General features: G+C 46.8%; 22 protein-coding genes. All 22 read left to right on the top strand.

Translation table 11 applies throughout. From position 1 onward, the window contains the following. Positions 1 to 268 precede the first annotated feature (268 nt). Positions 269 to 457: a (2Fe-2S)-binding protein gene (locus C942_RS19015; RefSeq protein ID WP_007469153.1), complete on the top strand. Its 189-nt coding sequence runs from the start codon at positions 269 to 271 to the stop codon at positions 455 to 457. 322 nt (positions 458 to 779) lie between these two features. Continuing rightward, entirely contained in the window at positions 780 to 1,091 is a 312-nt protein-coding gene (rpsJ, locus tag C942_RS19010; protein WP_002541412.1) for a 30S ribosomal protein S10, read from the top strand. 14 nt (positions 1,092 to 1,105) lie between these two features. Further along, complete coding sequence (gene rplC, locus C942_RS19005; protein ID WP_007469148.1) at positions 1,106 to 1,735, top strand: 50S ribosomal protein L3; 630 nt, start codon at positions 1,106 to 1,108, stop codon at positions 1,733 to 1,735. A gap of 16 nt (positions 1,736 to 1,751) precedes the next feature. After that, positions 1,752 to 2,354 carry a 50S ribosomal protein L4 gene (gene rplD / locus C942_RS19000; protein ID WP_007469147.1) on the top strand — a complete coding sequence of 201 codons (603 nt, stop codon included), beginning with the start codon at positions 1,752 to 1,754 and terminating at the stop codon, positions 2,352 to 2,354. Further along, complete coding sequence (gene rplW, locus C942_RS18995) at positions 2,351 to 2,653, top strand: 50S ribosomal protein L23 (RefSeq protein WP_007469145.1); 303 nt, start codon at positions 2,351 to 2,353, stop codon at positions 2,651 to 2,653. Before rplD ends, rplW begins: the two co-directional genes overlap by 4 nt. An 18-nt stretch (positions 2,654 to 2,671) precedes the next feature. Beyond that, positions 2,672 to 3,496, top strand: coding sequence for a 50S ribosomal protein L2 (gene rplB, locus C942_RS18990; RefSeq protein WP_007469143.1), 825 nt, complete (start codon positions 2,672 to 2,674; stop codon positions 3,494 to 3,496). Positions 3,497 to 3,516: 20 nt separating this feature from the next. Continuing rightward, positions 3,517 to 3,795 (top strand): 30S ribosomal protein S19, encoded by a 279-nt coding sequence (gene rpsS, locus C942_RS18985; protein WP_007469141.1) that lies wholly within the window; start codon positions 3,517 to 3,519, stop codon positions 3,793 to 3,795. Positions 3,796 to 3,805: 10 nt separating this feature from the next. After that, positions 3,806 to 4,138, top strand: a complete 333-nt coding sequence (gene rplV / locus C942_RS18980; RefSeq protein WP_007469139.1) for a 50S ribosomal protein L22 — start codon at positions 3,806 to 3,808, stop codon at positions 4,136 to 4,138. 19 nt (positions 4,139 to 4,157) lie between these two features. Continuing rightward, complete coding sequence (rpsC, locus tag C942_RS18975; protein WP_007469137.1) at positions 4,158 to 4,847, top strand: 30S ribosomal protein S3; 690 nt, start codon at positions 4,158 to 4,160, stop codon at positions 4,845 to 4,847. 11 nt (positions 4,848 to 4,858) lie between these two features. Continuing rightward, positions 4,859 to 5,269: a 50S ribosomal protein L16 gene (gene rplP, locus C942_RS18970; RefSeq protein WP_007469136.1), complete on the top strand. Its 411-nt coding sequence runs from the start codon at positions 4,859 to 4,861 to the stop codon at positions 5,267 to 5,269. Further along, positions 5,269 to 5,460 carry a 50S ribosomal protein L29 gene (rpmC, locus tag C942_RS18965; RefSeq protein ID WP_007469134.1) on the top strand — a complete coding sequence of 64 codons (192 nt, stop codon included), beginning with the start codon at positions 5,269 to 5,271 and terminating at the stop codon, positions 5,458 to 5,460. The genes rplP and rpmC overlap by 1 nt, the downstream gene beginning before the upstream one ends. After that, on the top strand, positions 5,460 to 5,714 hold the full coding sequence (gene rpsQ / locus C942_RS18960) for a 30S ribosomal protein S17 (RefSeq protein ID WP_007469132.1): 255 nt from the start codon (positions 5,460 to 5,462) through the stop codon (positions 5,712 to 5,714). The genes rpmC and rpsQ overlap by 1 nt, the downstream gene beginning before the upstream one ends. A gap of 164 nt (positions 5,715 to 5,878) precedes the next feature. Continuing rightward, the gene (rplN, locus tag C942_RS18955; RefSeq protein ID WP_004410450.1) at positions 5,879 to 6,250 is read left to right on the top strand and encodes a 50S ribosomal protein L14; all 372 of its coding nucleotides are present in this window, start codon (positions 5,879 to 5,881) and stop codon (positions 6,248 to 6,250) included. A 12-nt stretch (positions 6,251 to 6,262) separates the two neighbouring features. Next, positions 6,263 to 6,574 (top strand): 50S ribosomal protein L24, encoded by a 312-nt coding sequence (rplX, locus tag C942_RS18950; protein WP_007469115.1) that lies wholly within the window; start codon positions 6,263 to 6,265, stop codon positions 6,572 to 6,574. Between the two features lie 15 nt (positions 6,575 to 6,589). Beyond that, a complete protein-coding gene (gene rplE / locus C942_RS18945; RefSeq protein ID WP_007469114.1) occupies positions 6,590 to 7,129 on the top strand; it encodes a 50S ribosomal protein L5 in 540 nt (179 codons plus the stop codon). Between the two features lie 15 nt (positions 7,130 to 7,144). Beyond that, positions 7,145 to 7,450, top strand: a complete 306-nt coding sequence (rpsN, locus tag C942_RS18940) for a 30S ribosomal protein S14 (RefSeq protein WP_007469112.1) — start codon at positions 7,145 to 7,147, stop codon at positions 7,448 to 7,450. A 36-nt stretch (positions 7,451 to 7,486) separates the two neighbouring features. Continuing rightward, entirely contained in the window at positions 7,487 to 7,879 is a 393-nt protein-coding gene (gene rpsH / locus C942_RS18935; RefSeq protein ID WP_007469110.1) for a 30S ribosomal protein S8, read from the top strand. 12 nt (positions 7,880 to 7,891) lie between these two features. After that, complete coding sequence (rplF, locus tag C942_RS18930; RefSeq protein ID WP_007469108.1) at positions 7,892 to 8,425, top strand: 50S ribosomal protein L6; 534 nt, start codon at positions 7,892 to 7,894, stop codon at positions 8,423 to 8,425. Positions 8,426 to 8,434: 9 nt separating this feature from the next. Then, on the top strand, positions 8,435 to 8,788 hold the full coding sequence (gene rplR / locus C942_RS18925; RefSeq protein ID WP_007469105.1) for a 50S ribosomal protein L18: 354 nt from the start codon (positions 8,435 to 8,437) through the stop codon (positions 8,786 to 8,788). 12 nt (positions 8,789 to 8,800) lie between these two features. Further along, complete coding sequence (rpsE, locus tag C942_RS18920; protein WP_007469103.1) at positions 8,801 to 9,298, top strand: 30S ribosomal protein S5; 498 nt, start codon at positions 8,801 to 8,803, stop codon at positions 9,296 to 9,298. A gap of 5 nt (positions 9,299 to 9,303) precedes the next feature. After that, positions 9,304 to 9,483: a 50S ribosomal protein L30 gene (gene rpmD / locus C942_RS18915; protein ID WP_007469101.1), complete on the top strand. Its 180-nt coding sequence runs from the start codon at positions 9,304 to 9,306 to the stop codon at positions 9,481 to 9,483. Positions 9,484 to 9,488: 5 nt separating this feature from the next. Then, complete coding sequence (gene rplO, locus C942_RS18910) at positions 9,489 to 9,923, top strand: 50S ribosomal protein L15 (protein ID WP_007469099.1); 435 nt, start codon at positions 9,489 to 9,491, stop codon at positions 9,921 to 9,923. The last annotated feature ends 7 nt before the right edge of the window (positions 9,924 to 9,930 follow it).

The raw sequence follows: 9,930 nt of genomic DNA, 5'->3' as shown, positions 1-9,930 counted from the left end.
TGTTGCTTCTATCATCGAATAATATTCGCTGATTGTCTAACGACACAAAAAAAGGGAGCTTCGGCTCCCTTTTTTGATCCTGCTATATACTGGGACAGGGCTGAAAGGGGAATGTCTGAGTAATATGTCATGGCTGTCTTGATATTCCTTTATCTAAAGATCTTTCTCAAAGAAATGACTAAACCATATAAATGATCCGCTGAATTTGCTGGTAATGAAAACCATTCTTGTTTATATTGCCGTGGTCACAACATAAGATGGATTCACAATGTACGTTTGCCTTTGCCACGCTATTTCAGATAAAAAAATTGCCAAACTAACTGTAGAACACGGGATCACAGATATACGTGGTATTCGACAAGTCACCCCGTTGGGTTCTCAGTGTGGTAAATGCATTCGCACCGCTAAGGAAGTGATCGAGGAAACTGTCACTGCTGCATTTAAGAAAGCCAGCTGACAGAAACACCCACTCAATTTATCCCTACTCTGATTATTTTTCCTACAAAGGGTTGCGCTTCAAAGTGTGATCTGTATAATGCTCGCCACTGCTCGAGACAATAAGCTCTCGTAAGCGCAGTTGTGAACCAATGAGCATTGAGGAAGGGTCGCTTAGCGATCTGTTAATATACACTCTGACTTAAGTTCGCAGTCAATTTAATTGGCTGACAATGTATCCAATTCGGATGCTACGTTCACATAAATCAATCGGCATTCTCTCGTCTTTACGAGTCTGGGTGGCGATATTGTTTGTGTAATTTTTATTATTGGAGCTCTGTCTCATGCAGAACCAACGTATTCGTATCCGCCTAAAGGCGTTCGATCACCGTCTGATCGATCAGTCAACTGCGGAAATCGTTGAAACAGCTAAGCGCACTGGCGCGCAGGTTAAGGGTCCAATCCCTCTACCTACTCGTAAAGAGCGTTTCACTGTTCTTATTTCTCCACACGTTAATAAGGACGCACGTGACCAGTACGAAATCCGTACTCACAAGCGCCTTATCGACATCGTTGAGCCAACAGATAAAACTGTTGACGCTCTTATGCGTCTAGACCTAGCTGCTGGCGTTGATGTTCAGATCAGCCTAGGTTAAGGGGAGATAAGAGAATGATTGGTCTAATCGGTCGTAAAGTGGGCATGACCCGCGTATTTACCGAAGATGGCGTTTCTATCCCAGTAACTGTGGTTGAAGTTGAAGCTAACCGCGTTTCTCAGGTTAAATCTGTTGAAACTGACGGCTACAACGCAATCCAGGTAACTACTGGTACGAAGAAAGCTAACCGTGTTTCTAAGTCAGAAGCTGGCCACTTTGCGAAAGCAGGTGTTGAAGCTGGTCGCGGTCTTTGGGAATTCCGTCTAGAGAACAACGAAGAGTTCGCTGTTGGCGCTGAGCTGACTGTTGAGCTGTTCAACGAAGTTAAAAAAGTAGACGTTACTGGTACATCTAAGGGTAAAGGCTTCCAGGGTGGCGTTAAGCGCTGGAACTTCCGTACTCAAGATATGACCCACGGTAACTCCTTGTCTCACCGTGCTCCTGGTTCTATCGGTCAGTGTCAGACTCCAGGTCGCGTATTTAAAGGCAAGAAAATGGCTGGTCACATGGGTGCTGAGCGTGTAACTACTCAGAACCTAGAGATCGTACGTGTTGACGCTGAGCGCAATCTGCTTCTTATCAAAGGTGCAGTACCAGGTGCTACAGGTGGCAACGTGATCGTTAAACCAGCTGTTAAAGCGTAACGTCGAGGAGTTAGTAATGGAATTGGTAGTCAAAGGCGCTGACGCGCTAACTGTCTCCGAAACTACTTTTGGGCGTGAGTTCAATGAAGCGCTTGTACATCAGGTAGTTGTTGCTTACGCAGCAGGTGCTCGTCAAGGTACACGTGCTCAGAAGAACCGTTCTGACGTTTCTGGTGGTGGCGCTAAGCCATGGCGCCAGAAAGGTACAGGCCGCGCTCGTGCAGGTACTATCCGTAGCCCACTATGGCGTACCGGTGGTGTAACTTTCGCTGCTCGTCCACAGGACCACAGCCAGAAAGTTAACAAGAAAATGTACCGTGGTGCTATGAAGAGCATTCTTTCTGAGCTAGTTCGTCAAGAGCGTCTAATCGTTGTTGATAACTTCTCTGTAGAAGCACCTAAAACTAAAGCGCTAGTAGCTAAGCTGAAAGAGCTTGAACTTACTGACGCGCTAATCGTAACTGGCGAACTAGATGAGAATCTATTCCTGGCTGCACGTAACCTATACAAAGTAGACGTACGTGATGCTAAGGCAATCGACCCAGTTAGCTTGATTGCTTTCGATAAAGTTGTGATGACTGCTGACGCAGTTAAACAAGTTGAGGAGATGCTAGCATGATCACTGAAGAGCGTATTTTAAAAGTTCTACGTGCTCCGCACATCTCTGAAAAAGCGACTATGGCTGCAGAAAACGGTAACACTATCGTATTCAAAGTAGCTATGACAGCGACTAAGAAAGAGATCAAAGCAGCAGTTGAAAAACTGTTCGAGGTTGAAGTTAAGTCTGTAAATACTCTTGTAGCTAAGGGTAAGACCAAACGTCAGGGTATGCGCCAAGGCCGTCGTAGCGACTGGAAAAAAGCGTATGTAATCCTGAAAGAAGGTCAAGACATCGACTTCGCTGGCAGTGCAGAGTAAGGCTAGGAGCAAAGAAGAATGGCTATTGTAAAATGTAAGCCGACTTCCCCAGGTCGTCGCCACGTAGTTAAAGTGGTTAACTCTGACCTGCATAAGGGTAAGCCGTACGCACCACTACTAGAGAAAAAATCTAAGTCTGGTGGTCGTAACAACAACGGTCGTATCACAGTACGTCACATCGGTGGTGGTAACAAGAATGCTTACCGTATCATCGACTTCAAACGTACTAAAGATGGTATCCCAGCGAAAGTTGAGCGTCTTGAATACGATCCAAACCGTAGCGCAAACATTGCTCTAGTTCTGTACGCAGACGGTGAGCGCCGCTACATCATCGCACCTAAAGGTATCCAAGCTGGTGATTCAATCCAGTCTGGCGCAGATGCTGCTATCAAAGTTGGTAACACTCTACCAATGCGCAACATCCCAGTAGGTTCAACTGTACACTGTGTTGAACTTAAGCCTGGTAAAGGTGCTCAGCTGGCTCGTTCAGCTGGTGCATACGCACAGATCGTTGCACGTGCAGGTGCATACGTAACTCTACGTCTACGTTCTGGCGAGATGCGTAAAGTTCTTGCTGAAGGTCGCGCAACTATCGGTGAAGTTGGCAATGCAGAACACATGCTACGTGAACTAGGTAAAGCTGGTGCTTCACGTTGGCGCGGTGTTCGTCCAACTGTACGTGGTGTTGTAATGAACCCAGTAGACCACCCACACGGTGGTGGTGAAGGCCGTACATCTGGTGGTCGTCACCCAGTTACACCTTGGGGTGTTCCTACTAAGGGTTACAAGACTCGTAAGAACAAGCGTACCGACAAGTACATCGTACGTCGTCGTAACAAGTAATTTATATCAGAGGATAAGCCATGCCACGTTCTCTCAAGAAAGGTCCTTTTATTGACCTGCACTTGCTGAAGAAGGTAGAGAAAGCGGTGGAAAGCGGTGACAAGAAGCCTGTTAAGACTTGGTCCCGTCGCTCAATGATCATCCCTCAGATGATCGGTTTGACCATCGCTGTCCATAATGGTCGTCAGCACGTTCCTGTTTTCGTTTCTGAAGAAATGATCGGTCACAAGCTAGGCGAATTTGCACCAACACGCACTTACCGCGGCCACGCTGCGGATAAGAAAGCTAAGAAGCGCTAAGGAGTAGGTAATGGAAGCTATCGCTAAACATCGCTTTGCTCGCATTTCGCCGCAGAAAGCTCGTTTGGTTGCAGATCAACTGCGCGGTAAGCCAGTTGCTCAAGCTCTAGAAATTCTACAGTTCAGCAACAAGAAAGCTGCTGATCTAATCAAGAAAGTTCTAGAGTCAGCTATCGCTAACGCAGAACACAACGAAGGCGCAGATATTGATGATCTATCAGTAGCTAAAATCTTCGTTGACGAAGGTCCTACCATGAAGCGTATTATGCCTCGTGCTAAAGGCCGTGCCGATCGCATCTTGAAGCGTTCTAGCCACATCACTGTTGTTGTAGCAGACCGCTAAGAGACTAGGAGAGAAAGCAATGGGTCAAAAAGTACATCCTAATGGTATTCGTCTTGGCATCGTTAAGCCATGGAATACCACTTGGTTTGCTAACAGCCAAGATTTCGCTGACAACCTAGACGGCGACTTCAAGGTACGTCAGTTCCTTACTAAAGAACTGAAAAAAGCGTCTCTGTCACGCATCGTTATCGAGCGTCCTGCTAAGAGCATCCGTGTAACTATTCACACTGCTCGTCCAGGCGTTGTAATCGGTAAGAAAGGTGAAGACGTAGAAAAACTACGCGCTCGCGTTGCTAAGATCGCTGGTGTTCCAGCTCAGATCAACATCGCTGAAGTACGTAAGCCTGAGCTAGATGGTCAACTAGTTGCAGACAGCATCGCGTCTCAGCTAGAACGTCGTGTTATGTTCCGTCGCGCTATGAAGCGTGCAGTACAGAACGCTATGCGTCTTGGCGCTAAAGGTATCAAGGTAGAAGTAAGCGGTCGTCTAGGCGGCGCTGAAATCGCACGTTCTGAGTGGTACCGTGAAGGTCGTGTGCCTCTACACACTCTACGTGCTGACATTGATTACGCAACTTCTTCGGCTCACACCCAGTACGGTGTAATCGGCGTTAAAGTTTGGATCTTCAAAGGTGAAGTTCTAGGCGGTATGCCAGTTGCTGAGCCAAAGGCTGACAAGCCTAAGAAGCAGCGCAAAGGCCGTAAATAAGGAGTTTATCGATGCTGCAACCAAAACGCACTAAATTCCGCAAGACTCATAAGGGTCGTAACCGCGGTCTAGCGAAAGGTACTGACGTAAGCTTCGGCACATTTGGTCTTAAAGCAGTTGGCCGTGGCCGCATTACTGCTCGCCAGATCGAAGCAGCTCGTCGTGCTATGACTCGTCATATCAAACGTCAGGGCCAAATCTGGATTCGTATCTTCCCAGACAAACCAATTACATCTAAGCCTCTTGAAGTTCGTCAAGGTAAAGGTAAAGGTAACGTTGAGTACTGGGTAGCACAGATTCAACCAGGTAAAGTTCTGTACGAAATGGATGGTGTTTCTGAAGAACTAGCTCGTGAAGCATTTAACCTTGCTGCACGTAAGCTACCAATCAAGACAACATTCGTAACTAAGGCGGTGATGTGATGAACGCACAAGATCTGCGCGCTAAAAGCGTTGAAGAACTGAATGCTGAGCTTGTGAACCTGCTACGTGAACAGTTCAACCTGCGCATGCAGGCTGCTACTGGTCAGCTACAGCAGACTCACACTCTGAAAGCTGTACGTCGCGATATCGCACGTGTTAAAACTGTTCTGACTGAGAAGGCTGGCGCATAATGAGCGAAAAAATTCGTACTCAGCTTGGTCGTGTAGTTAGCGACAAAGGCGATAAGTCTATTGTTGTTGCTATCGAGCGTAAGGTGAAACACCCAATCTACGGTAAGTACATCACTCGCACGACTAAACTTCACGCACACGACGAGAACAACGAGTGTGGCCTAGGCGATACAGTTGAAATTCGTGAGTGCCGTCCAATGTCTAAGACTAAGTCTTGGACTCTGGTACGTGTAGTTGAAAAAGCTCGCATCTAAGCGAACTTAACAACGATATAATAGAGCGGCCCCGGAAAAATTTTGGGGCCGTTTATTTTTTGTCTACCCAACGGTCGAAAAGAGTGTTATCATTCGCCGCCTTTGAAGAAAAGGCCAATCGACTCGTGATGGGTCTAGATGTTTAAAATTAGCGGAGCACTAACATGATCCAAATGCAAAGTATGCTTGACGCAGCGGATAACTCCGGCGCTCGTAGCGTAATGTGTATTAAGGTTCTGGGTGGTTCACACCGTCGCTATGCACATATCGGTGATGTCATCAAAGTTACTGTTAAGGAAGCAATTCCTCGCGGTAAAGTTAAGAAAGGTGACGTTCTGAAAGCGGTGGTTGTGCGCACTCGTAAAGGCGTACGTCGTCCAGACGGCTCTGTCATTCGCTTTGACCGTAACGCTTGCGTATTGTTGAACGACAACACTGAGCAACCAATCGGTACTCGTATCTTCGGCCCTGTGACTCGTGAACTTCGTGGCGATAAGTTTATGAAGATCGTTTCACTAGCGCCTGAAGTACTGTAAGGAGCGACTAAAATGGCAGCTAAAATCCGTCGTAACGACGAAGTTATCGTTCTTGCTGGTAAAGATAAAGGCAAGAAAGGTAAAGTATCTAAGGTTCTAGCAACCGGTAAAGTAATCGTTGAAGGTATCAACCTTGTTAAGAAGCACCAGAAGCCAGTACCGGCTATGGGCATCCAAGGTGGCATCGTTGAAAAAGAAGCTGCAATTGACGCTTCTAACGTTGCAATCGTTAACGGTGAAGGTAAAGCGGACCGTGTAGGCTTCCGATTTGAAGACGGCAAAAAAGTTCGTTTCTTCAAGTCGACTGGCGAAACTATTAAGTAATTTTGGAGTAGTACTATGGCGAAACTGCATGATTACTACAAAGAGACTATTGTAAAAGAACTTTCTGAAAAGTTTGAATACAAGAGCATCATGCAAGTCCCAAGGATCGAGAAAATCACACTTAACATGGGTGTGGGTGACGCGATCAACGACAAGAAGCTTCTTGAGAACGCAGCTGCTGACATGACTGCTATTGCAGGTCAGAAGCCGCTAATCACTAAAGCTCGTAAGTCTGTTGCTGGCTTTAAGATCCGTGAGGGCTACCCTATTGGCTGTAAAGTAACTCTACGTGGCGAACGTATGTGGGACTTTTTCGAGCGTCTAATCTCTATTGCTGTACCTCGTATCCGTGATTTCCGTGGTCTAAACCCGAAATCATTCGACGGTCGTGGTAACTACAGCATGGGCGTTCGTGAGCAGATTATCTTCCCAGAAATCGATTACGATAAAGTAGATCGTGTACGTGGTCTTGATATCACTATCACTACTACTGCGAATTCTGACGAAGAAGCTTGTGCTCTGCTGTCTGCTTTTAACTTCCCATTCCGTAAGTAAAAGTAAGGGTTACTAATGGCTAAAGAATCAATGAAGGCACGCGAAGCTAAACGTGCCAAGCTAGTAGCTAAGTACGCTGAGAAGCGTGCAGCGCTTAAAGCTCTAATTAGCGACGTGAATGCGTCTGAAGAAGACCGCTGGAATGCAGTGCTTAAACTTCAGTCACTACCACGTGATTCTGCGAAGTCTCGTCAGCGTAACCGCTGTAACCAGACTGGACGTCCACACGGCTACCTACGTAAGTTTGGTCTATGCCGTATCAAGGTTCGTGAAGCTTGCATGAAAGGCGAGATTCCGGGTCTGCGTAAAGCTAGCTGGTAATTTTTTACCAATTAAGAATCACGGAGTAATTGACTTATGAGCATGCAAGATCCGATTTCGGATATGCTGACCCGCATTCGTAACGGTCAGGCAGCGAAAAAAGTTGCTGTTAAAATGCCATCTTCTAAGCTAAAAGTTGCAATCGCTGCACTGCTTAAAGAAGAAGGTTTCGTGGCTGACTACACTGTATCTGGTGAAGTTAAGCCTGAGCTAGAAGTTACTCTTAAGTACTTCGAAGCTAACCCAGTTATCGAGCAAATCCAACGTGTATCACGTCCAGGTCTGCGCATCTACAAGAAAAAAGATGCTCTACCATCAGTGATGGGCGGTCTGGGTATTGCTGTTGTATCCACTTCCAAGGGTCTTATGACCGACCGCGCTGCTCGCAAAGCGGGTCTTGGCGGTGAGATTATCTGCTACGTAGCATAATAGGAGTAGGAAATGTCTCGTGTTGCAAAAGCACCTGTAGTTATTCCTGCCGGCGTAGAAGTTAAACTTAACGGTCAGGAAATCACTGTTAAAGGTGGTAAAGGCGAACTAGTTCGCGTTATCAACGAAGCAGTAGTTCTTTCCCAGGAAGAGAACGCAATCACTTTCGGTCCTCGCGAAGGTTTCGAAAAAGCTTGGGCACAAGCAGGTACTGCTCGTGCACTAGTTAACAACATGGTTGTTGGTGTTACTGAAGGCTACACTAAGAAGCTAGTTCTTAAGGGTGTAGGTTACCGTGCTGCTATCAAAGGCAACGCTGTAGCACTTACTCTGGGCTTCTCGCACCCAGTTGAGCACGAACTGCCAGCAGGTATCAAAGCTGAATGTCCTTCACAAACTGAAATCGTACTAACTGGTACTGATAAGCAGCTTGTGGGTCAGGTTGCTGCTGATATTCGCGCTTACCGTCGCCCTGAGCCTTACAAAGGTAAAGGTGTTCGTTACGCAGACGAAGTTGTGCGTACTAAAGAAGCTAAGAAGAAGTAAGGTAACACTATGGATAAGAAAGCATCTCGTATCCGTCGTGCGACCCGTGCACGTCGTAAGATTGCTGAACTGGGTGCAACTCGCCTAGTTGTACACCGTACTCCACGTCATGTGTACGCTCAGGTTATCGCACCAAACGGTTCTGAAGTAATCGCAGCCGCTTCTACTGTAGAAAAAGCGATCCGTGAGCAAGTTAAGAGCACCGGTAACAAAGACGCTGCTGCAGTTGTAGGTAAAGCTATTGCTGAGCGCGCGATTGAAAAAGGCATCTCTAACGTTGCATTCGATCGTTCTGGTTTCCAATACCACGGCCGTGTAGCTGCACTAGCAGAAGCTGCTCGTGAAGCTGGTCTGAAATTCTAAGGTAGGCGGAAGATGGCTAACGAAAAAACTCAATCAGATTTGCATGAAAAGCTGATCGCTGTTAACCGTGTATCTAAGACGGTTAAAGGTGGTCGTATTTTCAGCTTTACTGCACTAACTGTAGTTGGTGACGGTAACGGTCGCGTTGGTTTCGGTTACGGTAAGGCACGTGAAGTTCCTGCTGCGATCCAGAAAGCGATGGAAAAAGCACGTCGTAACATGGTTACTGTTGCACTAAACGACGGTACTCTTCACCACGCTGTTAAAGGCCGCCACACTGGTTCTAAAGTGTACATGCAGCCTGCATCAGAAGGTACTGGTATCATCGCCGGTGGTGCAATGCGTGCGGTTCTAGAAGTTGCGGGTGTTCGCAACGTTCTAGCGAAAGCATACGGCTCTACAAACCCAATCAACATCGTTCGCGCGACTATTGACGGTTTGAGTGGCATGAACTCTCCAGAAATGATCGCTGCGAAGCGTGGTCTTTCTGTTAAAGAAATTCTGGAGTAATCGACATGGCAAAGACTATTAAAGTAACGCAGACTAAGAGCTCAATCGGTCGTCTGCCGAAGCACAAAGCTACTTTGCGTGGCCTAGGCCTTCGTCGCATCAACCACACTGTAGAACTTGAAGATACACCGTGCGTACGCGGTATGATCAACAAGGTTATCTACATGGTTAAAGTTGAGGAGTAATCAGAATGCGTTTGAATACTCTATCTCCGGCTGCTGGTTCTAAGCCTTCTTCGAAGCGCGTAGGCCGTGGTATCGGTTCAGGTCTGGGTAAAACTTGTGGCCGTGGTCACAAAGGTCAGAAATCACGTTCAGGTGGTTCTGTACGTCCAGGCTTCGAAGGCGGTCAAATGCCTTTGAAACAGCGTCTACCAAAATTCGGTTTTACTTCTCGTAAGAGCCTGGTAACAGCTGAAGTTCGTCTAGCTGAGCTAGCGAAAGTTGAAGGTGACGTAGTAAGCCTAGAAACACTGAAGGCTGCGAACATTATCACTAAGAACATCGAGTTCGCGAAAGTTGTACTTTCTGGTGAAATCGCTCGCGCTGTAACAGTTAAAGGCCTACGCGTGACTAAAGGCGCAAAAGCTGCTATCGAAGCTGCAGGCGGTAAAATCGAGGAATAATTAACTC

The organism is Photobacterium marinum (genome assembly GCF_000331515.1).
Lineage (GTDB): Bacteria > Pseudomonadota > Gammaproteobacteria > Enterobacterales > Vibrionaceae > Photobacterium > Photobacterium marinum.
The sequence above is the reverse complement of the archived record's forward strand: the minus strand, read 5'-3'. Positions and strand labels throughout refer to the sequence as shown.

Coding starts and splice junctions, on each gene's coding strand:
- C942_RS19015 (WP_007469153.1), top strand. CDS start 269: ATGTACGTTTGCCTTTGCCACGCTATTTCAGATAAAAAAATTGCCAAA.
- rpsJ (WP_002541412.1), top strand. CDS start 780: ATGCAGAACCAACGTATTCGTATCCGCCTAAAGGCGTTCGATCACCGT.
- rplC (WP_007469148.1), top strand. CDS start 1,106: ATGATTGGTCTAATCGGTCGTAAAGTGGGCATGACCCGCGTATTTACC.
- rplD (WP_007469147.1), top strand. CDS start 1,752: ATGGAATTGGTAGTCAAAGGCGCTGACGCGCTAACTGTCTCCGAAACT.
- rplW (WP_007469145.1), top strand. CDS start 2,351: ATGATCACTGAAGAGCGTATTTTAAAAGTTCTACGTGCTCCGCACATC.
- rplB (WP_007469143.1), top strand. CDS start 2,672: ATGGCTATTGTAAAATGTAAGCCGACTTCCCCAGGTCGTCGCCACGTA.
- rpsS (WP_007469141.1), top strand. CDS start 3,517: ATGCCACGTTCTCTCAAGAAAGGTCCTTTTATTGACCTGCACTTGCTG.
- rplV (WP_007469139.1), top strand. CDS start 3,806: ATGGAAGCTATCGCTAAACATCGCTTTGCTCGCATTTCGCCGCAGAAA.
- rpsC (WP_007469137.1), top strand. CDS start 4,158: ATGGGTCAAAAAGTACATCCTAATGGTATTCGTCTTGGCATCGTTAAG.
- rplP (WP_007469136.1), top strand. CDS start 4,859: ATGCTGCAACCAAAACGCACTAAATTCCGCAAGACTCATAAGGGTCGT.
- rpmC (WP_007469134.1), top strand. CDS start 5,269: ATGAACGCACAAGATCTGCGCGCTAAAAGCGTTGAAGAACTGAATGCT.
- rpsQ (WP_007469132.1), top strand. CDS start 5,460: ATGAGCGAAAAAATTCGTACTCAGCTTGGTCGTGTAGTTAGCGACAAA.
- rplN (WP_004410450.1), top strand. CDS start 5,879: ATGATCCAAATGCAAAGTATGCTTGACGCAGCGGATAACTCCGGCGCT.
- rplX (WP_007469115.1), top strand. CDS start 6,263: ATGGCAGCTAAAATCCGTCGTAACGACGAAGTTATCGTTCTTGCTGGT.
- rplE (WP_007469114.1), top strand. CDS start 6,590: ATGGCGAAACTGCATGATTACTACAAAGAGACTATTGTAAAAGAACTT.
- rpsN (WP_007469112.1), top strand. CDS start 7,145: ATGGCTAAAGAATCAATGAAGGCACGCGAAGCTAAACGTGCCAAGCTA.
- rpsH (WP_007469110.1), top strand. CDS start 7,487: ATGAGCATGCAAGATCCGATTTCGGATATGCTGACCCGCATTCGTAAC.
- rplF (WP_007469108.1), top strand. CDS start 7,892: ATGTCTCGTGTTGCAAAAGCACCTGTAGTTATTCCTGCCGGCGTAGAA.
- rplR (WP_007469105.1), top strand. CDS start 8,435: ATGGATAAGAAAGCATCTCGTATCCGTCGTGCGACCCGTGCACGTCGT.
- rpsE (WP_007469103.1), top strand. CDS start 8,801: ATGGCTAACGAAAAAACTCAATCAGATTTGCATGAAAAGCTGATCGCT.
- rpmD (WP_007469101.1), top strand. CDS start 9,304: ATGGCAAAGACTATTAAAGTAACGCAGACTAAGAGCTCAATCGGTCGT.
- rplO (WP_007469099.1), top strand. CDS start 9,489: ATGCGTTTGAATACTCTATCTCCGGCTGCTGGTTCTAAGCCTTCTTCG.